Genomic DNA, 20545 nt, shown 5'->3' with positions numbered 1-20545 from the left:
TGACGAGCCGAAAATGGTGTTTTTCCGTGACCCGGAGCGCAGCCTACTCAAAGTAGGTGAGCACCGGAAGCACGGAAAAGCGTCATTTGCAGGCCGTCAGGGCTGAATGTCGATTGGCTCTAGCCCGATAGTGCGTCCTTTCCGGATGGAGGCCCTTGCCTGACGGGAGCGACCGTTCATAAGGAACCGCATGACCACGATCCGCCTGCTCGCCCATAGCGTCGAAAAGCCCTGGGGCCGCATCGATATTCCTGCCGCCATCGCGCCTTCGGATGGCCGTCGCGTCGGCGAAGTCTGGTTTTCGCCGCCGGAGCAGGAAGAAGGGCGGCCTTTGCCGCTGCTGGTCAAATATATCTTCACCAGCGAAAAGCTGTCGGTTCAGGTCCACCCCAATGATGCGCAGGCGCGGGAACGCGGGCTGGCGGGCGGCAAGTCGGAATGCTGGTACATATTGGATGCGGAACCCGATGCGCGGCTGGGAATCGGCCTGACCCGCGACCTGACGGCAGAGGCGTTGCGCACAGCGGCCCTCGACGGCAGCATCGAAGCGCTGATGGACTGGAAGCCGGTGCGGGCGGGCAGCTTCTACTATATTCCCGCCGGCACGGTGCACGCCATAGGCGGCGGCGTGACGCTGGTGGAAGTGCAGCAGAATAACGACGTGACCTACCGCCTTTACGATTATGGCCGGCCGCGCGAACTGCATCTGGAAGAGGCGATGGCCGTCAGCGTGGCGACGCCCTATGCCCTGCCCGACCGGGTTGTCCCGATGACGGCGCAAGAAAGACTGGTGGCGGGCGGCGATGCGCCCTTCATCCTGGACATGGTGCAGGGTGAAGCCGGCACCGGGCAGCGGATCGAAGGAGAGATGGCCTGGTTCATTCCGCTGGCCGGCGCCGGCACGATCGACGGCGAGCCGTGGCGGCAGGGCGAATGCTGGCTGATCGAGGGGACCGCCGGCCTGACCATCCATGACGGGATGAGCGCGCTGCTCGCCCGCCTGCCTTGAAACATCGGCGAATCGGGGGGACTGCATGCCACGGGGAGAAATGATCGCGGACAAGCGCGTCCTGTTCGTGATGGCGGTGGAGGATGAATATGGTCCTCACCTCAGGGCCCGGTTCGACCCGCTGATGACCGGCGTGGGCCCGGTGGAAGCCGCGCTCAACACCGGCCTTGCGCTCCAGCGGCTGGATCTGGAAGGCGCGCTGCCCGACCTCGTCGTCTCGCTGGGATCGGCGGGATCGCGCATCTGCACCCTGGGCGAGGTCTATCAGGTCGCCAGCGTCTCCTGGCGTGACATGGACGCCTCCCGCCTCGGTTTTCCGAAGGGCGTGACCCCCTTTTCCGACCACCCGGCCGAAATAGCGCTGCACATGCCACTGGAACTTCGCACCGCCCGGCTGTCCACGGGGGCGAACATCGTCGGCGGGGACGATTATGCCGCGATCGACGCGGACATGGTCGACATGGAGAGCTTCGCGGTCGTCCGCGCCTGCCAGCGCTTTGGCGTGCCGGTAATGGGCCTGCGGGGCATTTCCGACGGCCCGGGCGAATTGGCGGACATGCTGGGATGGACCCAGTTGCTGGCGCTGCTGGACGAGCGTCTGGCACAGGCGGTCGATATGCTGGAGGGAGCGCTTGGGCGCTGAGGAGATGCGGTCTTCTTAAGGCGCAATGGGCCGACTGCTGCCATTTCCCCTCCCGCTGGCGGAAGGGGGAATGTCCTGGATTGGCCCCTAGGGCCTTTCTCCCCCTTTATCTGAGGCGCCTGACCAGAACCGCCTCAATGCCCCTCAAAGGCGATGATCGCCGCCGACGCGACGCCGTCCGCTTCCAGCGCAGCCATGCCGCCCAGATCGGGAAGATCGATCGCGAACAGCGCCATCAGCACGGTTGCGCCCTGCTCCCGGACGAGCTGCGCCGCCGCAAGCGCGGTTCCGCCGGTCGCGATCAGATCATCGACCAGCACCACCCGCGCCCCGTCCGGGATCTGCCCTTCATGCAATTCCAGCCGGTCGGTGCCATATTCCAGCACATAATCGATGCCGACGGTCTTGCCGGGCAGCTTGCCCTTCTTGCGCACGGGCACGAAACCCACCCCCAGCGCATGGGCCAGCGCCGCCCCAAGGATGAAACCGCGCGCCTCGATGCCGACGATGAAGGCGGGGTCGAGCGGCCGCGCCACCGCCGCCATCCGCTCGACCAGTTCAGTGAGACCGGCTGCGTCCGCCAGCAATGTGGTGATGTCCCGGAACTGGATGCCGGGCTTGGGGAAATCGGGAATCGTGCGGACCAGGGCCGCCAGGCTGTCTGCGCTCATCTTCGCCCTCATAAGAAAAGGGGGCCCGGTTTCCCGCGCCCCCTCCGATGTTCTGTTCCAGACCCCGTTCAGGCGGCCTTTTTCTTGTCCGCCCAGATATTCTGGTAGGCCATATAAGCCAGGCCCGTCGCGATCAGCAGGAAGAAGATCGTCGCCAGACCCGCGCGACGGCGGTTTTCCAGCTTGGGTTCGGCCGTCCAGGTCAGGAAGGCCGCGACGTCCTGCGCCATCTGGTCGACGGTCGCCTTGGTGCCGTCTCCATAGGTGACCTGTCCGTCCGCCGTCAGCGGCGGCGCCATGGCGAGGTTCAGGTTCGCGAAATAGGGGTTGTAGTGCAGCCCCTCCGGCGTCTTCGCGTCCGGAAATTCCTTAAGCAGTTCGGCCGGCTGCGCCTGGAAGCCCGTCAGCAGCGAATAGACATAGGCGCTGCCGTGATGGCGGGCCTTGGTCATCAGCGAGAGATCGGGCGGGATCGCATTGTTGTTCGCCGCCGCCGCCGCAACGTTGTTCGCGAAGGGCTTGGGGAAATAATCCGCCGGGATGGGATCGCGGGTCGACATCTCGCCCGTCTTGGGATCGACGTCGGGGGTCTTGATCGCCCACTGCTTGGCGATCGCCTTGATCTCCGCCTCGTTATAGCCAATGCCCTTGAGGTCGCGGAAGGCGACGAACTTCAGGCTGTGGCAGGCCGAGCAGACTTCCTTGAACACCTGGAAACCGCGCTGGAGCTGCGCCTGGTCGTACTTGCCGAAGGGGCCGTCGAACGAGAAGGCGACATGCTTGGGATCGCGATGGAATTCATGCTCCACCGTGACCGCCGGCGGCTCGGTGACATAGGCCACCGCGCCCACCAGGAAGGAAACCAGCAGCCAGCCCGCGAAAAAGAGGCCGACGAGAAATGCGCCGATGCGTATCATTAGTCTTGTCCCCCTTAACCGGCGTGCGACGGCTGCGGATCGCTGCCCATGCCGGGAAGCGCCTCGCGCTCACCCTCGATCGCATGGCGGCCAAGCACCGCCTCGGTGATCGAGTTCGGCAAAGGCAGCGGCTTTTCGAAGCGCGAGATCAGCGGCAGGATGATCAGGAAGTGGGCGAAATAATAAGCCGCCGCGACCTGGGAGATCATCACATAGGGTTCCGCCGCCGGCGCGCCGCCGCAATAGCCCAGGATCAGCACGTCGACGATCAGGATCCAGAAGAACTTCCTGAAGGTCGGGCGATAATTGCCCGACCGCACCGGGGAGGTGTCCAGCCAGGGCAGGAAGAAGAGCAGCAGGATCGACGCGAACATCGCCAGCACGCCCAGCAGCTTCGCCGGGACGAAGAAGAAGTCGACGGTGAAGGCGCGCAGGATCGCGTAGAAGGGCCAGAAATACCATTCAGGCACGATATGCGCGGGCGTCGAAAGCGGGTTCGCCTCGATATAATTGTCCGGATGGCCCAGATAGTTGGGCGCATAGAACAGCAGGACCGCGAACAGGATCAGGAACACGCCCGCCCCGAAACCGTCCTTCGCGGTGTAATAGGGGTGGAAGGGCACAGTGTCCTGCGGCCCCTTCACTTCCACGCCGGTCGGGTTGGAGGAACCCGGAATATGCAGCGCCCAGATGTGCAGGATCACCACGGCGGCGATCACGAAGGGCAGCAGGAAGTGCAGCGAGAAGAAGCGGTTGAGCGACGCGTTGCCGGGGGCGAAACCGCCCAGCAGCCAGGTCTGGATCGGCTCGCCCACCACGGGGATCGCGCCGAACAGGCCGGTGATCACCTTCGCGCCCCAGTAGGACATCTGCCCCCAGGGAAGCACATAGCCCATGAAGGCGGTCGCCATCATGAGGAGGAAGATGACGAGGCCCAGCAGCCACACCATTTCGCGCGGCGCCTTGTAGGAACCGAAGAAAAGACCGCGGAAGATGTGCAGATAGACCACGATGAAGAAGAAGCTGGCGCCGTTGGCATGGGCATAGCGCATCAGCCAGCCGGCGTTCACGTCGCGCATCGTCTGTTCGACGGTGCCGAAGGCGACCAGCGTGTTGGCGCCGTAATGCATCGCCATGATCACGCCGGTGACGATCTGGATCACCAGCGCGAGGCCGGCCAATACGCCGAAGTTCCAGAAATAGTTGAGGTTGCGCGGCACCGGATAACCGGCGCCCACGGCATTGTAGACGAGGCGCGGCAAGGGCAGCTTCTCGTCGATCCACTGCATCGCGGGATGCTTGGGAGTATAATGTTCAGCCCATGGAAAGCTCATGACAGTCCCCCTCAACCCACGAGAATGGCGGTGTCGGAAGTGAAGCTGAACTTCGGCACTTCCAGGTTCTTGGGCGCGGGGCCCTTACGAATGCGGGCGGCGGTGTCGTAGGACGAGCCGTGGCAGGGGCAGAAATAGCCGCCATATTCGCCCCTGTTCTCACCCTCGCCCGCGCCCAGCGGCACACAGCCCAGATGGGTGCAGACGCCCATGGTGACCAGCCACTGCTTCTTGCCGTCGACGGTGCGTTCCTCCAGCGTCTGCGGATCGCGCAGGCTGGACGGATCGACCTTGTCGGCTTCCGCGATTTCCTTGTCGGTCAGGTGCCGGACGAACAGCGGCTGCGACCGGAACGTCGTCTTGATCGCCTGGCCCGGCTGGATGGAGGACAGGTCGACCTCCGTCGAGGCGAGCGCCAGCACGTCGGCGCTGGGGTTCATCTGATCGACCAGCGGTATGACCACCGCGACCGCACCGACCCCGGCGAAGCTCACCGCGGCGATGTTGATGAAATCGCGACGGCGAACACCGTCGCTGCCGCCTCCATCGGAGACGGACGCCCCCTCACTCTCCAAATGTTCAACGATCGCCATGCACCTCAACCCTTGCAAGAACGTCCCTGACCCCGCCGCATTGCCCATTATGGCTATGTTATCGGGAGAGCCGCGGCGCCCAAGCAGAAGGGCGCGCCTTTCCCCCTGGCGCGGTTTGCAGGCCTGATAACCGTAGGATGCGCCATTTGCCAAGCCTTTTAGACAGGCTAGGAGAATTAACCGCGCTGTTCTATGGCGCGGCGCATGCGTATCGCCCTTTATCAACCCGAAATCGCCGGCAATGTCGGCGCGATCCTGCGCCTTGCCGCCTGCTTTTCCGTGCCCGTGGACATCATCATGCCGATGGGTTTCGCCTTTTCCGACGCGAAGCTGAAACGCGCCGCGATGGACTATGGGGCGGCCGCCGACATCACCCAGCATGCAAATTTCCAGGCGTTCGACGCCCGGCGCCGGGCCGAAGGGCGGCGGCTGATGCTGATGAGCAGCCATGCTTCGCAACGCCTGCCGGAGGTGGAATTCCGCGCCGACGACGTTCTGCTGATGGGATCGGAAAGCGCCGGCGTCCCCGACAGCGTGCGCGATCTGGCCGATGTGCGCGTGCGCATTCCGATGGCGCCGGGCTTTCGGTCCTTGAACATCGCCGTTTCCACGGGCATCGCGATAGCAGAGGCCCTTCGCCAGACCGGAAGTTTCCCGCAATGACAGAGTTACCGAAAATGACGTTGGCGCTCGACCCCCAACAGCAAGCCGCCCGCGACTGGTTCGAATCGCTGAGGGACCGCATCTGCGCCGAATTCGAGGCGATCGAGCGGGAGGCGGGGTCCGACGCCCGCTTCGACTATATCGCCTGGAATCGGGAGGCGCCCGGCCTAGCGCCCGGCGAAGGCGGCGGCGGCGTGCGCGGCGTCATGAAGGGCAAGGTGTTCGAAAAGGTCGGCGTCAACGTCTCGACCGTGGGCGGTGCCTTCTCTCCGGAGTTCGCCAGGACCATCCACGGCGCGAGCGAAGACCCGAGCTTCTTCGCCACCGGCATCAGCCTGGTCGCGCACATGGCCAATCCCCATGTGCCCGCCGTGCATATGAACACGCGCTATCTGAGGACGTCCAAAAGCTGGTTCGGCGGCGGCGCGGATCTCAACCCTCCCCTGCCGCGCGAGGAGGACACGGCGCATTTCCATGATGTGCTGAAGGCCGCCTGCGACGCCCATGACCCGGACTATTATCCCCGTTTCAAGGCATGGGCGGACGATTATTTCTTCATTCCGCATCGCGGCGTCCATCGCGGCGTGGGCGGAATATTCTACGACCATCTGGAGGGCGATTTCGACGCGAATTTCGCCTTCACGCGGGACGTGGGCGAGGCGTTCCTCAAGGCCTTCCCGCCCATTGTCCGGCGGCGCATGGGGGAAAGCTGGTCGCGGGAGGATCATGCCCGCATGCTCGAATGGCGCGGCCGCTACGCCGAATTCAACCTGGTGCATGACCGCGGCACGCTGTTCGGGCTGAAGACCGGGGGCAATGTCGACGCGATCCTGATGAGCCTGCCGCCGATGGCGAGCTGGAGCTGAGCATGGGCCTGACGCCCGTTCCCGACGACCGGATCGCGACGATCGTCACCCATCTGGAAATGCGGGAGCGGCCCGAAACCCGCCCCCATCCCGCCCGCCCCGTTGCGGCTGGTGCCATGGAAGGCGCCGACGCCAGAGGCCTATCGCGCGCTGTTCCGGCGCGTGGGGGAGCCGTGGCTCTGGTTCTCCCGCCTGGTGATGGACGACGCCGCGCTGAGCGCGATCATTCACGATCCCGCGGTCGAGGTCTATGCCGTCACCGATCCCCGGGGCGTGGAGGTGGGGCTGCTGGAACTCGACTTCCGTTCATTGCCCGACTGCGAGCTGGCCTTTTTCGGACTGATCCCGGAACTGACCGGCAAGGGTCTGGGCCGATGGCTGATGGCGCAGGCCAAGGCGCTGGCCTGGCGCAGGGAGGTCACGCGCTTCTGGGTGCACAGCTGCACGCTCGACAGCCCCGCGGCGCTGGGATTTTACCGCAAGGCGGGCTTCGTGCCCTACAGGCGTGAAGTGGAAATCTTCGCCGATCCGCGACTTGCGGGGCTTTTGCCGCCCGACGCCGCGCCGCATGTGCCGGTGCTGGGTCAGCTGCCCTCCGCCTGACGATAGAGCCGCGCCAACATCACCAGCATATAGACCTGCACCACCGTCGACACGATAGCGGCGGCCACGCCGCCGATCAGCCGGCCGCCCGTCGGACCGCCGATCAACGTCCCGATCAGGCCGAACACCGCCTGCGCCGCGCCGCCGACAATGGCGGACAACAGCGTCAGCGCCACGATGAAGCCGAACAACCGCCAGAAATGCCCCCTGGTCAGCGCCCAGCCATGGCGCAGCGACGCCATGACGCCCGCCGTCCCGTCGATCACCACGGGATTGAGCAACAGCAACCGCACGCTCGCGAAGATGGTGACGGCCACCACTGCCGCGCCGAGCAGCAGCGCCAGCGTCGCGCCCAGAGGCTTGGCGATGAGCGAAAGGATCGTCACCGCCAGGGTGGCGGCGATCACCGCGCCGGCCAGGAAACCGGCGACCACCAGCGCTACGCCGAGCAGCACCGGAAGCCGCGCAAAGCTCAGCCGCAGCGCCTCTCCCACGCTGATGCCCGGGCGCAGGGCGAGCGCCAACAGGGTCAGCGATCCGAACCCGATGATGATCATCGCCAGCATCATCGCCAGCCAGAAGCTGCCCGGCACCTGCGGCATGGTGGTTTCCGACAGGTTCCATTTGGCGAGTTCCGGCGGCGTCATCTCCTGCAGGATGAGGCCCGGCAGGGCGACGAACAGCAGGGCGACGGGAAACAGCAGGCTGCTTTCGCGCGCGACGAAGGCGACCGCCTCCTCCCACGCCTTGCCGATGGACATTGTCGCCATATCTCTACGCCCTGTTCTCTACCCGATGCTCTGAAAATCGCGGAGGAGACTTGATCGCTCGCTCTGCCCAAGTCAAGGAAGCGCCATGTCCTCGCCATCCCCAGCCCAAGCCCCTGCCGCCCCCAGCGTGGAATGGCGCGTGGAAAGCGCGCCCGTCGACTACCCCCGGGCGCTGGCCGAGATGGAGGGCCGGGCCGCCGCGATCTTCGAGGGGCAGGCCGCAGAGCGGGTCTGGCTGCTCGAACATCCGCCGCTTTACACGGCCGGAACCAGCGCCGATCCGGCCGAACTGCTCGACCCGCGCTTTCCGGTGCACGATGCGGGGCGCGGCGGACGCTATACCTATCATGGGCCGGGCCAGCGCATCGGCTATCTCAACATCGACCTGCGGAATCGGGGCAAGGACGTGCGCAATTTCGTCCATCACCTGGAGGGATGGATGATCGATGCGCTGGCCGATTTCGGCATAGCGGCCCGGCGCGCGGAGGGACGGATCGGCATCTGGACCGACGATGCCCAGGGGCGGGAGGCGAAGATCGGCGCCCTCGGCATCCGGGTGCGGCGCTGGATCACGCTTCATGGCTTTTCGATCAATGTCGATCCCGACCTGTCCCATTTCGGAGGCATCGTGCCGTGCGGCCTGGCCGAATATCCTGTGACGAGCATGGCCGCGCTGGGCGTGAAGGCATCGATGACCGAGCTGGACTCGGCGCTTGCCCGGCATTTCCCGGCCTTTCTCGGCCGCCTGCGCCGGTGCCCGGCGGCAGATGGAGCGGGGGTTGAGCAATGCGGGACGGGCCGCTAGGGTCGCGGCTTTCGCCAGGTGGGGGGCTGCCGGGCATGCTGCAACGCTTTAGGAGACCCGGATGCGTCCTGACGTCAAGACGACAATGGCAATATTGGTTTCGGCCGGCTGCATGGCGCTGGCCGGATGCGGCAGCAAGAAGGAAAGCGGCACCGCCGTCCCGATGAACAATCTGGAAGTGGTCGACGGCACCGCCACCGACGCCATGACCGATCTGGACGGGGTGCAGAGCGAGGGCGTGGCCGTCGCGCTTCCCGCCAACCGCAGCGACAATGCGGCCGCTCCGGTGGCGGCGAAGAATGAGAGCGAGGGCAAGCCCGCGGCCGATACCGAAGTGCTGTCGGATCAATAGGCTGGCGTCCGCGTTCAGGCATGATACAGACGGGCGGGAGATAGTTCGCAGCGCTCGTTACAAAGAGGGATTTCAATGACATTGCGTTATGTGGGCCGTTCCATTGGGCACCGATCCCTGGGACGCCGGGTCGTGCTGGGGCTGGCCATGACGGCGGCGGCGCTGATGGCGCAGCCGGCCGCCGCGCAATTCTTCTGGTCGCCGCCCGATTTCTCGACCCCGCCCCTGACCGACGCCGAAGCCACGACCGCGCTGGGCCTGCCGGGCGCGACCGCGGCGGAGGTCAAGGCCGGGCTGGTGTGGAACCTGCGCGCGGCGTTGAACGTCGCGGCCCTGCAATGCCAGTTTGAGCCGACCCTGCTGTCGATCAGCAATTACAACGCCATGATCGCCCATCATGACGCCGAACTGGACGCCGCGCAGACGACGCTGCTCGGCTATTTCCAGCGGACGGTCGGCAAGGGCAAGCCCGGCCAGATGGCATCGGACCAATATGGCACGCGCATCTATTCCGGCTATTCGACGGTGCAGGCGCAACGCGGCTTCTGCCAGGCGGCGGCGCTGGTCGGACGGCAGGCGATCTTTGCCCAGCGGGGCACGCTGAACGATGTGGCGCGCAACGGACTGGGGTCGATCAAGAAGTCGCTGGTCCTGGCGGGCGAGCAATTTTACGGCGATCCGGGACGCAGCTATTCGCTGACCCTGCCGTCCTTCGACCCTAAATGCTGGAAGAAGGGCAAGATGCTGCCCGCGTGCCAGCTCGCATGGAATCAGAAGATCGGCGTCCAGCCTTAAGGCAACGGCGCCAATCCACGACATTCCTCCTCCCGCAAGCGGGAGGAGGCAAGGGGGGCGGGCCGGCGCGACGTCAGCGACAGGTTTCAGCGGCCAGAGCGGTTTTCATCGCTCCAGGATGGAAGCTTCCCCTGAGGCAGGCCACGACCCTCAGCGCAATCCCAGATATTTGTGCGACTGGAGGCTGAGCCGCCAGCGGGGCCGCCCCATCACCAGATCCACCGCCGCCCGCGCGTTTTCCGCTGCCTTCGGATCGTCCAGCGGCTGCACCAGCCAATGATCGAAGGCCCAGCGCTCCATATCCTCGACATCCGCCAGGCTGTGCCCCCGCCCCGGCTGCGGCCAGACCAGCTTCAGCTCATTGCCGCTGCGCTGGACCACCTCGCTGCCCGCCTTGGGGCTGATGCAGACCCAGTCCAGCCCCGGATGCGCGGGCAAGGTGCCGTTGCTCTCGATCGCAATGGCAAAGCCGCGCGCATGGAGCGCATCGACCAGAGCATCGTCCACCTGGAGCATCGGTTCCCCGCCGGTCAGCACGATATAGCGCCCCTCCCGCCCCTCGCCCCAAAAGGCGAGCGCGGCTTCGGCCAGACCGTCCGCATCTGCGAACCTGCCCCCGCCATCGCCGTCGGTGCCGACGAAATCGGTGTCGCAAAAGCGGCAGACGGCGCTTGCCCTGTCCTGCTCCCGCCCGGTCCAGAGGTTGCAACCGGCAAAGCGCAGGAAGACCGCCCGGCGGCCGGCATGGACGCCCTCTCCCTGAAGGGTCAGGAACATTTCCTTGACGGCGTAGCTCATGGCGTCAGGGCTTCACCGCATAGTCGGTGGGATCGGGCAGACCGGCCTCCACGAAACCCTTGGACCGCAGGCGGCAACTGTCGCACAGGCCGCAATGCCTGCCGTCCGGCGTCGGATCGTAGCAGGACCAGCTCAGCCCCGTATCCAGCCCCAGCCGATAGGCTTCGCGCACGATGTCCGCCTTGCTCATATGCTGGAGCGGGGCATTGATCCGGACCGGATTCCCCTCCACCCCTGCCTTGGTGGCGAGCGCGGCCATCTTCTGAAAGGCGTCGATGAACTCCGGCCGGCAATCGGGATAGCCCGAATAATCGAGCGCATTGACGCCGATGAACACGTCGTTCGCGCCCGCCACCTCGGCCAGGCCCAGAGTCAGCGACAGGAATATGGTGTTGCGCGCGGGCACATAGGTGACGGGAATGCCGGTCCCGACGCCGCCCTTGGGCACGGCAATGTCCGCGGTGAGCGCAGACCCGCCAAAGGCCGTCAGGTCCAGCGGCAGCACGATATGCGAGATGGCGTTCAGCGCCGACGCGACTCGACCCGCCGCCTGCAATTCCAGCCGATGGCGCTGATTATAGTCGATCGACAGGGCGAACAGGCGATAACCGGCCTCGCGCGCCAGCCCGCCCGCCACCATGGAGTCGAGCCCGCCCGACAGCAGGACGACGGCGAATTTTCCGTTATGGGCAACCATGAGCGCCGCGCTACGCCTCCCGACGCGTCAGCGCAAGCCGGTCGCGCCTAATGGCAGGCGCCGAGCCAGCGGCCCTCCAGCGCGAAGGCGAAGGGCGCGCCGTCGGCAATGCCCTGCGACTGGATCTGCACCAGCCGGGACGTTTCGACGCGCAGGTCCGTCCGCCCATTGCCCGCCGCGCCGCATTCATAGGTGACGACCAGCCGATTGGCGACATCGCTGACGGTGAAGCTCTTGCAGGCATGGCCAGCGTGGCGGCTTTGCAGAAGCTGGCTGAGGCTGGAGACGCAGAGCTTGCGCGCGGCGCCATCCTCGCCCCGCCCGCGCAATTCCCATTCACCCGTCTCCAGTCCCTTGGGCAGGCGTGACGCGGGCGCCGCCGCCTGCACGGCAGAAACCGCCATCATCATCGCCGCCGCGCCAAGGGCGCGCCGCTTTGCCACCATTCCGATCCCCCTGTCGATCGTTACTGATCCAGATCAGCCTTGCGCGTCAATTGCGGCAATTTGATAGCAAGAAGGAGGGCGCCCGCTCATTCCTCCGCAAAGCTGGCGAGCGCGACCGGGAAAAGACGCGAGCAGAAGGCGCAATCCACGCCGATAATCCCCTGATCATCCGCCATGTCCGCCCGCTCCGCCGCCGGAAAGCGGCCGATGACGCTGCGGATATGATCGAGGTCGCAACGGCACCCCTTGCTGAGCGCCGTGGGATCGGTGACGCGCACCTCCTCCTCTTCGTGGAACAGCCGCCAGACGATGTCGGACAGCGGCAGCGCGTTGTCGGTCAGTTCCGCGTCCTTGAGCGTATGGGCCAGCGCCTGGACATGCTCCCATTCCGGATGGTCGTGGCGGACATGCAGCCGTTCCCGCCCGACTTCCCCCTCGGGCAGATGCTGGAGCAGCAGGCCGGCGGCAAGGCACCCCTCCCCCGCGTCGTGGCGCGTGGCGATCTGGATGATGCTGGGGATCTGTTCGGACTGGAAGAAATAATGTTCCGCCGCATCGGCAAGCGATTCGCCGTCCAGCGGGACGATGCCCTGATAGCGCTCGCCGGTCACCGCCTGGTCGAAGGTGATGGCGAGATAGCCCTTGCCGAACAGGCCGAACAGCGTCGGATCGGGCCCCAGTTCGGCCAGCCGGTCGGCATCGAACTTGGCATAGCCGCGCACCTCGCCGCCCTTATAGTCCGCCACCAGCAGGCTGACGACGCCATTTTCGGTCTGCGCCTGAAGAGTGAGCTGCCCGCCCGCATCCTTGAGCGTCGAGCCGAGCAGCGCCGCCAGCACCAATGCGGAGGCGAGCAGCCGCTCGATCTGCGGCGGATAGGCATGAGCGGCAAGGACATCGTCGAGTACCGGCCCCAGCCGCACGATCCGCCCGCGCGCGTGGCGGGAGGGGATGGTGAAGCCAAGGGCCTGGTCAAGGGTAGCGGAAGAGGTCAAGTCAGGCTCCGTGCGGCGCGCCGGGGCGCGCCGATCATGCAAAGGCGCTTAGATAGGTTGCGATGCCCGGGCATGCAAATGCACTTGGGTTTGGGCTTGATCGGTGGGATGCGGACGGTCTGATCGCGGCCCGCTCCTTGGGACAGGTCGTGCTCCCGCGCCGGCGGGAACCCGGTTCAGGCGATGCGATAATCTGCGAAGGGCGGGACCGGGCTCCTGGCCGCGCAGGAGCCCCAAACTCAACCAAGCCGGCCCAACGCCCAGAGCAGCACCGACTTCTGCGCATGGATGCGGTTTTCCGCTTCGTCCCAGATCACCGATTGCGGCCCGTCTATCACCGCTTCCACCACTTCCTCGCCGCGATGGGCGGGCAGGCAATGGAGGAACTTCGCCGCGGGCTTCGCCAGCGCCATCAGTTCCGGCGTCACCTGATAGGGCATCATCGCCTTGAGCTTCTCCTCGGCATGGGCCTGGCCCATGGAGATCCAGGTGTCGGTGACGACGATGTCCGCGCCGGCCACCGCCGCCAGCGGGTCGCGGGTGCGAGTGATGGTCGCGCCACGCGCCTGCGCTTCGGCCTCGAAGGACGGGTCGGGGTCATAACCCTCCGGCACGGCGATGCGCACGCCGAACTTCATCAGGCCCGCCGCCTCGACGATGGAATGGAGGACATTGTTGCCGTCGCCCAGCCATGCCCATTGGCTGCCGGGCAATGCCACGCCATGCTCCACCACGGTCAGCAGGTCGGCGACGATCTGGCAGGGGTGCGACAGGTCGGTCAGGCCATTGATCACCGGAACACTGGCGTAATGCGCCATTTCCTGGATCTTCGCATGATCGTCGGTGCGAATCATGATGGCGTCGGCCATGCGGCTCAGCACGCGGGCGGTGTCCGCAATCGTCTCGCCCCGGCCAAGCTGGCTGGTCGCGCCGTCCAGGATCAGCGATGTGCCGCCCAACTGGCGGATCGCCATGTCGAACGACACGCGGGTGCGGGTCGAATTCTTCTCGAAGATCATCGCCAGCGTGTGACCGGCGAGCGGCGCATCCGCATCCGCTTTGCCCTTGGGCCAAGCTTTGCGCGCGGCCTTCCGGTCGATGGCGTCGGCAATCATGGCGGCGATCGCATCGCCGCCGGCGTCACTCAGATTCAGGAAATGATTGGTCATGAGGAACCCCCTCAACCCGTTCGGGCGAACGGAGATTAATTCAGGCCGCAGCCTCCGCAAAGCTCCGCGCCCCGGCGGAAAGCCGTTCGACGCATTCCGCGACATGGCTTTCCTCGATCACGAGCGGCGGCAGGATGCGCACGACATTCTGCCCCGCCGACACGGTCAGCAGGCCGTGATTGTCGCGCAGATGCGCCACGAAGGCGCGGGCATCGAAATCATCCTTCAGCTTGACGCCCAGCATCAGGCCCAGCCCACGCACATCCTCGAACATGTCGTGATTGGGGATAAGCTGCTCCAACGCCGAACGCAGGCGCGCGCCGATGCCCTTCACATGGTCGAGGAAACCCTCGCCCAGCACTTCGTCCAGCACGGTCAGCCCGACCGCCATGGCCAGCGGATTGCCGCCATAGGTCGACCCATGGGTGCCGAACACCATGCCCTTGGCCGCTTCCTCGGTCGCGAGGCAGGCGCCCAGCGGGAAGCCAGCGCCGATGCCCTTGGCCACCGCCATGATGTCGGGGGTCAGGCCATATTGCTCATGGGCGAAGAAGGTGCCGGTGCGGGCATAGCCGCACTGCACCTCGTCCAGGATCAGCAGCAGGCCCTGATCGTCGCACAGCTTGCGCAGGCCGCTCAGAAACTCCTGCGTCGCCGGCGTCACGCCGCCTTCGCCCTGCACCGTTTCCACCAGGAAACCGGCGGTGTTCTCATCGACGGCGGCCGTCGCGGCCTCCAGATCGTTGAACGGCACCACGGTGAAGCCGGGCAGCAACGGTTCGAAACCGTCGCGCATCTTGGGCTGGCTGGTGGCGGAGATCGTCCCCAGCGTCCGCCCATGGAAGGCGTTGTCGAAGCTGATGATCTTGTGCCGGTGCGCCTCGCCATTGGCATAGTGGTAACGGCGCGCGGTCTTGATCGCGCACTCCACCGCTTCCGCGCCCGAATTGGTGAAGAACACCGTATCGGCAAAGGTCGTGTCGACCAGACGCTGCGCGAATTTCTCGCCCAGCGGCATGCCGTAGAGGTTCGACGTGTGCATCAGCGTCGCGGCCTGATCCGCGATCGCCTTGACCAGCTTGGGATGGCCATGGCCCAGCAGGTTGACCGCGATGCCGCTGGCGAAATCCAGATAGCGTTCGCCGCGTTCCCCGATCAGATAGCAGCCCTCGCCTCGGACCGGGCGTACATCGCACCGGGGGTAAACGGGCATGAGCGGCGTAATCGACATGGTCCTTCCCTTTCTGGGCTGATGCAAACAAAGTCCGAAACGCAAAAAGGCGGCCCCCGCCGGGCCGCCCTTTGCGAGCGCTGCCTATACAAGCGCGCCTTTGAAGGCGCAACCCCGTGCAACATGCCGTCATCCGGCGAAGGCCGGGATGACGGACACCTTCAGCCGATCTGGTTCCACGCCTCCGCGATCTCGCCGATCATCAGGCGGGCCTGCTCCACCGGCGCGGCATCATGCTCCTTGGCGCTGACGAGCAGCAGGCGCCGCGCTTCGCGGTAGATCTGGGCGAGGCCAGTGGCGATGTCTCCGCCCTTGTCGAAATCGAGGCTCGATTCCAGCGCGAAGAGGATCGACATGGCGCGGGCCTGCTTGTCCGAAACCTTGAGCCGGTCGCCATTGCGTTCCGCCAGCGCGGCGGCATCCAGCGCCAGCAGCAGCTCGTCGAACAGCACCTTGACCAGCGCGTGGGGCGTCGCACCCTCGATCCGGCTGCCCGAATGGACCGCCGCATAGCGCCGCGCCGCCGCCGTGCCGCCGAACCCGCCATGATTGTAGAACATGATATTCCGACCCTTTCGGTATTAATTGTCGTTTTTGGTCCAGAGGGCGACCTGCTGCTGGAGATAGCTTTGCGTCGCCTTCAACGCCGACAGGCGCGTTTCCATGGCCGAATAGACCTTGGTGAGCTGTTCCTGATAGTTGGTCATCTGGGTATCGAGCTTGTCGAGCTGATCCGTCAGATCCTTCGCCAGCTTCTCATATTTGTCCTGCGTGGTGGCGAGCGGTCCGCCATCCTTCTTGATATTGTCGCGCACGCTGTCCATCAGGCCGGCAAGGCCGATATTCGTGGCGGTCTTGACCGACGGGTTCAGCAATTGCGTGATCGCCTTCGGATCGGCCGCGATCGCCTTGTCCAGCGCCTTGGTATCGAGCGACAGCGTACCGTCGCGATTGGTGCTGACGCCCAGGTCGTTCAGCGTCTTGTATGCGCCGGTGCTGCTGAGCTGGGCCGACACCATCTGCGAAAGCTGCCGCTTCATGTCGCGGATCGAGGATTCTCCGTTCAGCACGCCCGCATTGGACGAGTCCGTGCCGGTGGAGGTGGCGGTGTTCAGCGCCTTCATCAGCGTGTTGTAGGCGTCGACGAATTCGACCATCAGGTCGCGCATCGACGTGGTCGGCTCGGTCGTGGCGAGCGTGACGCTGGTCCCAGGCGCCGCCTTGTTGAGGTCGATGCGCAGATAGGGGATCGCGCCGTCGATGGTGTTGCCGGCATAATGCTGCTCCACGCCGTCGAGCAGGATCACCGCGTCCGCCGGGTCGGCGGCGCTGGCCATGGTGCTGCCGGCCGGGACGCTGGCCTTGGTCCAGGCGAACTGGTCCAGGGACGCGCCGCTGGCATCGGGGGTGGAGGAAGAAACCGTCAGCGAGATGTCGTTGGCCGCACCGGTCGGCCCCTTCATCATCAGGCGGGTGCCCTGCGAATCGGTGATGACGGAGGCGGTGACGCCGGTACCGGACGCGTTGATGGCGGCGGCAAGGCCGGTATAGCTGTTGTTGGCCGAGGTGATGGTGACGGGAACCGCGGCGCCGGAACCGACCTTCAGCATCAGCGTGCCCGTGCCCACGGTCGCCGCCGCGCCGCTTGCCGCATCGGTGTTCGCGTTGACCGCCGACACCAGCGTCCGGCTGGTCGCCAGGTTACGCACTTCGATCTGCGCGGGAAGGCCGGTCGGCGTGCCGCCGGGCAGCGCGCTGACCGAAGCGATGCTGGGGTCGTTGGAAGCCGGCGCGCCCGAATAGCCGGTGCCCGCGAGCAGGCTGTTCAGCGCATCGGCAAAGGTGTCGAGCGAACTGGAGGCCGACGCCAGGGCGGAAATCCGCGCGGTGTTCAGCGTCTGGCGACTGGTGATGGCCGTCTGGCGCGGTTCCTTGGTGGCGCTGACCAGGCTGGAGACGAGCGACGCGGTGTCGATGCCCGATCCCGCGCCTAGCGCCGTCAAGATGCTGCTGCTCACCGAAGTCATTGGCCGTCCTTTCAAGAGAGAGAACGGCCCTAGCGCGAAGACCTTTAGGAATGATTTTCAGGGGGGAAGGCAGGAGCCCACCTCACCGACGCAGCATCCAGGCGCGTGGACGAATTTCGAAATGTCGGGGATTGGCCAATCCAAGACATTCCCCCTCCCGCTTGCGGGAGGGGTTAGGGGTGGGCGCGAGCGTAGCGAGCTTCCAGCTTAGCCGTTGAAAATTCACGCTGATGCCGCGCCAGCCCACCCCCTAGCCCCCTCCCGCCTGCGGGAGGGGGAATGTCCTGATTCCACCCCAACCGCTCAGCCCACAGTCCCGAAAATCCCACGCCGCCTGCAATGGCGCGCTCGCGAGCAGGCGCAGGAGCGCCGCGACGAACCCGGCTCAAGCGCCCGGAGACAGAATCTGGTCGACCGCGCCGCGACGGATGTTGGCCTGCGCCGCATGGGCATAGGCGGCCTGTTCCGCGATGCGCTTGGCGACGCGGATCGTGCTTTCCACCGCTTCCTTGGAGGCCGGGGGCAAGGGGACCAGTATCTGCGGCTCGGGCAGCATCGACTGGATTTCGTCGGCTGCCCCGTCGACCGTCACCGTGCCGCCCTGACTGCGCAATTCAGCCAGAATGTCGGCAATGCGGGCATGCACCTTGGCATATTCGGCGCTGGTCGCGATGCTTTCTTCCACGCCCGACTGATCCTCGGGCGTCGGCGCCTGCCGGGACGATCCACCGCCCTGATGCACGGTGGCGGCCGATGAAATGGGCGCAATCGCGGACACGGCAGACGGCGCGCGGGTCGCGCCGCGCTCCACCGACAGTTCAGTCCGCGAAATATAGTCGTTCATGACGCACATCCTAATGCGTCCCCGTGAAGATTATACGGATATCAAGTCCTAAACTTAAGTTAAGGACGATCGATTTTCAGGAAACCGCTGATTATCAAGATGATTTTTTGCCGTCCGCGTCGAAGCGCAGATCGTCCGGCACGGTGATGAATGGCCGGTCCATCTCGCTCGCCATCCGATTCTCCACCCGGAAGACGAAGGCAAGGACGGTCGCGACCGCCATGTACAGCCCTTCATTGACGATCTGCCCGGCGCGCGAGGTGAAGTATATGGCGCGGGCCAGTTCGGGATATTGCAGCACCGTGACCCCGTTCTGGTCGGCAAGGTCGCGGATCGCCGCCGCCACCGCGTCGCAGCCGCGCGCCACCACCACCGGCGCGGCGTCCTGCCCCGGCTTGTAGCGCAAGGCGACGGCGAAATGGGTGGGGTTGGTGATGATGACGCTGGCCTCCGCCACCGCCTTGCGGGTCGAACCGCTCAGCACCTCATATTGCTTGCGGCGGATATGGCCTTTCAGCTCGGGGGAACCTTCGCTCTCCTTATGCTCGTCCTTGATCTCCTGCTTGGTCATCGACAGCCGCCTGGACCGCTGCATGAGCTGGGCGGGAACGTCGATGCCCGCGATCAGGAACAGGCCCCCCGCCATGATCAGGCAGGTCATGATGAACATGTTGCCAAGGTCCGCCATGGCGGGCGCCAGCCCCGCCTTGCCCAGCCCGACGATCTCCGTCAGCCGGTCCCAGATCATCCAGACTCCGATCGCGCCCAGCAGCGCGACCTTGGCGACGGACTTGACCAGTTCGATCAGCCCCTGGAGCCCGAACATGCGCTTGAGGCCGGCGGCGGGATTGAGCTTAGACGCCTTGGGCGCGAAGGCGCCGGGACGGAAGCCGAGCGAGCCGAGCAGCGCCGGCCCCGCAATGGCAGCCAGCAAGGTCGCCAGCAATATCCCCGCGACCGGCAGGGCGATGCCGGACAGCAGCGCGATGCCCCGGTCGGCCGGCGCGAAATTCACGATGTCCTCCCGCCGGAAACGCAACGCCTCTATCAGCATGTCGGACAGGGATTCGACCATCGATGGCCCCGTGACCGCGATCCAGCCAATGCCGGCCATCACCACCAATGCAGTGGCGAGATCGCGGGACTGGAGAATGTCGCCATTCTTGGCCGCGTCCTTCAGCTTCTTGGCTGTCGGCTTCTCGGTCTTTTCGCCGCCGCCATTGCTCCCGGCCATGGTCAGTGCCCCTCCGCAATGGTCTGGGCCTGGTCCAGCCCGGCCTTCAGGGCGGCGGTGATCCCCTCCCCCATGATCGGCGCGGTGACGGCCAGCAGGATGAGCCCCGCCATCAGCGCCACCGGCATGCCGACCGCGAACAGGTTGAGCGCGGGCGCTGTGCGCGCCAGCATGCCCATGACGATCTGCACCAGCACCAGCGCGAAACCGACCGGCAGCGCGATGGTGACGCCCGCGCCGAGCAGCGCGCCGCCGAATTCGATCAGGTGCCAGACCGCATCGTTGCTCAGCATCGCGCCACCCGGCGGCAGCGCCCGATAGCTTTGCACGACAAAGCTCACCAGCATCAGATGCCCGTCCATCGCCAGCAGCAGGAAGGTCGACAGGATGGAGAGGAACTGGCCCACCGCCTGCGTCGCCTGGCCCGACGAAGGATCGACCATCGCCGCGAAATTAAGGCCCATGGTGTTGCCGATAGCCTCCCCGGCCACCAGCGCGGCGGCATAGCCGATCTGCACGGCAAAACCGATGGCGAGGCCGGCAAGCACCTCACCCGCGACCAGCATCACGCCCTGGAAACTGGCGACGCCGTCGGCGGGAAGCTGGATAGGCACGCTGTTGAGCGCGGCCATGCCCAGCGCCAGCGACAGGATCAGCCGCAATTGTAACGGCACGGCGGGCGCGCCGAAGACAGGCGCGGCGATGAAGGCGGCGCCGGGGCGGATCATGGCGATCAGCCAGATCCAGAGCTGGACTTCCACATTGACAAAGCCTGGGGCGAAGCCCGGCGCGATCATTGCAGCAGGTCCGGAATGCGCTCGAAAATCTCGCGCGTGAAATCGGCGATCAGCACCATGATGGAACCGCCGAACAGCACCAGCATCGCGCCGACGACGATGATCTTGGGAATGAAGGCCAGCGTCTGTTCATTGATGGAGGTCGCGGCCTGCACCATGCCGATGACGACGCCTGCGATCAGCGCGGGAATCAGGATCGGCGCTGCCGCCAGCGCCGTGATCCACAGCGCCTGCTGCGCCAGCCCCATGAAGAAATCGGCGTTTTCCATGGATCAGGCCGTCCCGG

The 20545-nt window shown here is 65.6% G+C and carries 24 protein-coding genes and 1 pseudogene; 8 read left to right on the top strand and 17 right to left on the bottom strand.

Going from position 1 to position 20545, the window contains the following annotated elements; translation table 11 throughout:
• Positions 1-190: 190 nt before the first annotated feature.
• Both A8G00_RS12570 and A8G00_RS12565 read left to right on the top strand, forming a co-directional pair.
• Entirely contained in the window at positions 191-1009 is an 819-nt protein-coding gene (locus A8G00_RS12570; RefSeq protein WP_103000818.1) for a class I mannose-6-phosphate isomerase, read from the top strand.
• 40 nt (positions 1010-1049) lie between these two features.
• Positions 1050-1652, top strand: coding sequence for a 5'-methylthioadenosine/S-adenosylhomocysteine nucleosidase (locus A8G00_RS12565; RefSeq protein WP_103000817.1), 603 nt, complete (start codon positions 1050-1052; stop codon positions 1650-1652).
• 134 nt (positions 1653-1786) lie between these two features.
• Here the strand turns inward: A8G00_RS12565 and A8G00_RS12560 are convergent, their stop codons facing one another.
• From A8G00_RS12560 to petA, 4 genes are all read right to left on the bottom strand, one after another.
• Positions 1787-2323 (bottom strand): adenine phosphoribosyltransferase, encoded by a 537-nt coding sequence (locus A8G00_RS12560; protein ID WP_025548522.1) that lies wholly within the window; start codon positions 2321-2323, stop codon positions 1787-1789.
• A 68-nt stretch (positions 2324-2391) separates the two neighbouring features.
• The gene (locus A8G00_RS12555) at positions 2392-3240 is read right to left on the bottom strand and encodes a cytochrome c1 (protein ID WP_044660303.1); all 849 of its coding nucleotides are present in this window, start codon (positions 3238-3240) and stop codon (positions 2392-2394) included.
• A 14-nt stretch (positions 3241-3254) separates the two neighbouring features.
• On the bottom strand, positions 3255-4574 hold the full coding sequence (locus tag A8G00_RS12550) for a cytochrome b/b6 (RefSeq protein WP_044660304.1): 1320 nt from the start codon (positions 4572-4574) through the stop codon (positions 3255-3257).
• Positions 4575-4585: 11 nt separating this feature from the next.
• Positions 4586-5167 (bottom strand): ubiquinol-cytochrome c reductase iron-sulfur subunit, encoded by a 582-nt coding sequence (gene petA, locus A8G00_RS12545; protein WP_025548526.1) that lies wholly within the window; start codon positions 5165-5167, stop codon positions 4586-4588.
• A gap of 192 nt (positions 5168-5359) precedes the next feature.
• Here petA and A8G00_RS12540 point away from each other — a divergent pair, with 192 nt between their 5' ends.
• The 3 genes and pseudogenes from A8G00_RS12540 (at position 5360) to A8G00_RS12530 (ending at position 7299) form a co-directional block, all read left to right on the top strand.
• The gene (locus A8G00_RS12540) at positions 5360-5830 is read left to right on the top strand and encodes a tRNA (cytidine(34)-2'-O)-methyltransferase (RefSeq protein WP_044660305.1); all 471 of its coding nucleotides are present in this window, start codon (positions 5360-5362) and stop codon (positions 5828-5830) included.
• Positions 5831-5844: 14 nt separating this feature from the next.
• Positions 5845-6696 (top strand): oxygen-dependent coproporphyrinogen oxidase, encoded by an 852-nt coding sequence (gene hemF / locus A8G00_RS12535; protein WP_103000816.1) that lies wholly within the window; start codon positions 5845-5847, stop codon positions 6694-6696.
• 2 nt (positions 6697-6698) lie between these two features.
• Positions 6699-7299, top strand: a pseudogene (locus tag A8G00_RS12530) (GNAT family N-acetyltransferase).
• On the opposite strand, the gene A8G00_RS12525 reads toward A8G00_RS12530, so the two are convergent.
• Entirely contained in the window at positions 7281-8069 is a 789-nt protein-coding gene (locus tag A8G00_RS12525) for a hypothetical protein (protein WP_103000815.1), read from the bottom strand. The pseudogene A8G00_RS12530 and the gene A8G00_RS12525 overlap by 19 nt on opposite strands.
• 85 nt (positions 8070-8154) lie before the next feature.
• Between A8G00_RS12525 and lipB the strand changes: the two genes are divergently transcribed.
• The 3 genes from lipB to A8G00_RS12510 all read left to right on the top strand — a co-directional run bounded on the left by lipB (position 8155) and on the right by A8G00_RS12510 (position 10021).
• Complete coding sequence (gene lipB / locus A8G00_RS12520) at positions 8155-8874, top strand: lipoyl(octanoyl) transferase LipB (RefSeq protein ID WP_025772845.1); 720 nt, start codon at positions 8155-8157, stop codon at positions 8872-8874.
• A 61-nt stretch (positions 8875-8935) separates the two neighbouring features.
• Complete coding sequence (locus A8G00_RS12515; RefSeq protein WP_103000814.1) at positions 8936-9226, top strand: hypothetical protein; 291 nt, start codon at positions 8936-8938, stop codon at positions 9224-9226.
• 75 nt (positions 9227-9301) lie between these two features.
• Positions 9302-10021, top strand: coding sequence for a hypothetical protein (locus A8G00_RS12510; RefSeq protein ID WP_044660311.1), 720 nt, complete (start codon positions 9302-9304; stop codon positions 10019-10021).
• 150 nt (positions 10022-10171) lie between these two features.
• Here the strand turns inward: A8G00_RS12510 and queE are convergent, their stop codons facing one another.
• The 12 genes from queE to fliQ all read right to left on the bottom strand — a co-directional run bounded on the left by queE (position 10172) and on the right by fliQ (position 20528).
• On the bottom strand, positions 10172-10819 hold the full coding sequence (gene queE / locus A8G00_RS12505; protein WP_025548539.1) for a 7-carboxy-7-deazaguanine synthase: 648 nt from the start codon (positions 10817-10819) through the stop codon (positions 10172-10174).
• A gap of 4 nt (positions 10820-10823) precedes the next feature.
• Positions 10824-11516, bottom strand: coding sequence for a 7-cyano-7-deazaguanine synthase QueC (gene queC, locus A8G00_RS12500; RefSeq protein ID WP_025548540.1), 693 nt, complete (start codon positions 11514-11516; stop codon positions 10824-10826).
• A gap of 47 nt (positions 11517-11563) precedes the next feature.
• Positions 11564-11962, bottom strand: coding sequence for a hypothetical protein (locus tag A8G00_RS12495; RefSeq protein ID WP_082166205.1), 399 nt, complete (start codon positions 11960-11962; stop codon positions 11564-11566).
• Positions 11963-12048: 86 nt separating this feature from the next.
• Complete coding sequence (locus A8G00_RS12490; RefSeq protein WP_025548542.1) at positions 12049-12957, bottom strand: Hsp33 family molecular chaperone HslO; 909 nt, start codon at positions 12955-12957, stop codon at positions 12049-12051.
• Between the two features lie 239 nt (positions 12958-13196).
• Positions 13197-14126 carry an ornithine carbamoyltransferase gene (gene argF, locus A8G00_RS12485; protein ID WP_025548543.1) on the bottom strand — a complete coding sequence of 310 codons (930 nt, stop codon included), beginning with the start codon at positions 14124-14126 and terminating at the stop codon, positions 13197-13199.
• A 40-nt stretch (positions 14127-14166) separates the two neighbouring features.
• Positions 14167-15357 (bottom strand): aspartate aminotransferase family protein, encoded by a 1191-nt coding sequence (locus A8G00_RS12480; protein WP_044660313.1) that lies wholly within the window; start codon positions 15355-15357, stop codon positions 14167-14169.
• Between the two features lie 161 nt (positions 15358-15518).
• Positions 15519-15917, bottom strand: a complete 399-nt coding sequence (fliS, locus tag A8G00_RS12475; protein WP_025548545.1) for a flagellar export chaperone FliS — start codon at positions 15915-15917, stop codon at positions 15519-15521.
• Between the two features lie 21 nt (positions 15918-15938).
• Positions 15939-17384 (bottom strand): flagellar filament capping protein FliD, encoded by a 1446-nt coding sequence (fliD, locus tag A8G00_RS12470; protein WP_103000813.1) that lies wholly within the window; start codon positions 17382-17384, stop codon positions 15939-15941.
• 385 nt (positions 17385-17769) lie between these two features.
• Positions 17770-18228 (bottom strand): hypothetical protein, encoded by a 459-nt coding sequence (locus tag A8G00_RS12465; RefSeq protein ID WP_061936584.1) that lies wholly within the window; start codon positions 18226-18228, stop codon positions 17770-17772.
• A 94-nt stretch (positions 18229-18322) separates the two neighbouring features.
• A complete protein-coding gene (gene flhB, locus A8G00_RS12460) occupies positions 18323-19462 on the bottom strand; it encodes a flagellar type III secretion system protein FlhB (protein ID WP_025548550.1) in 1140 nt (379 codons plus the stop codon).
• 2 nt (positions 19463-19464) lie between these two features.
• Positions 19465-20259, bottom strand: a complete 795-nt coding sequence (fliR, locus tag A8G00_RS12455) for a flagellar biosynthetic protein FliR (protein ID WP_048576692.1) — start codon at positions 20257-20259, stop codon at positions 19465-19467.
• Positions 20256-20528, bottom strand: a complete 273-nt coding sequence (fliQ, locus tag A8G00_RS12450; RefSeq protein ID WP_025548552.1) for a flagellar biosynthesis protein FliQ — start codon at positions 20526-20528, stop codon at positions 20256-20258. Before fliQ ends, fliR begins: the two co-directional genes overlap by 4 nt.
• Positions 20529-20545 lie beyond the last annotated feature (17 nt).

The organism is Sphingobium sp. SA916, assembly GCF_002894065.1.
Taxonomy (GTDB): domain Bacteria; phylum Pseudomonadota; class Alphaproteobacteria; order Sphingomonadales; family Sphingomonadaceae; genus Sphingobium; species Sphingobium fuliginis.
The sequence above is the reverse complement of the archived record's forward strand: the minus strand, read 5'-3'. Positions and strand labels throughout refer to the sequence as shown.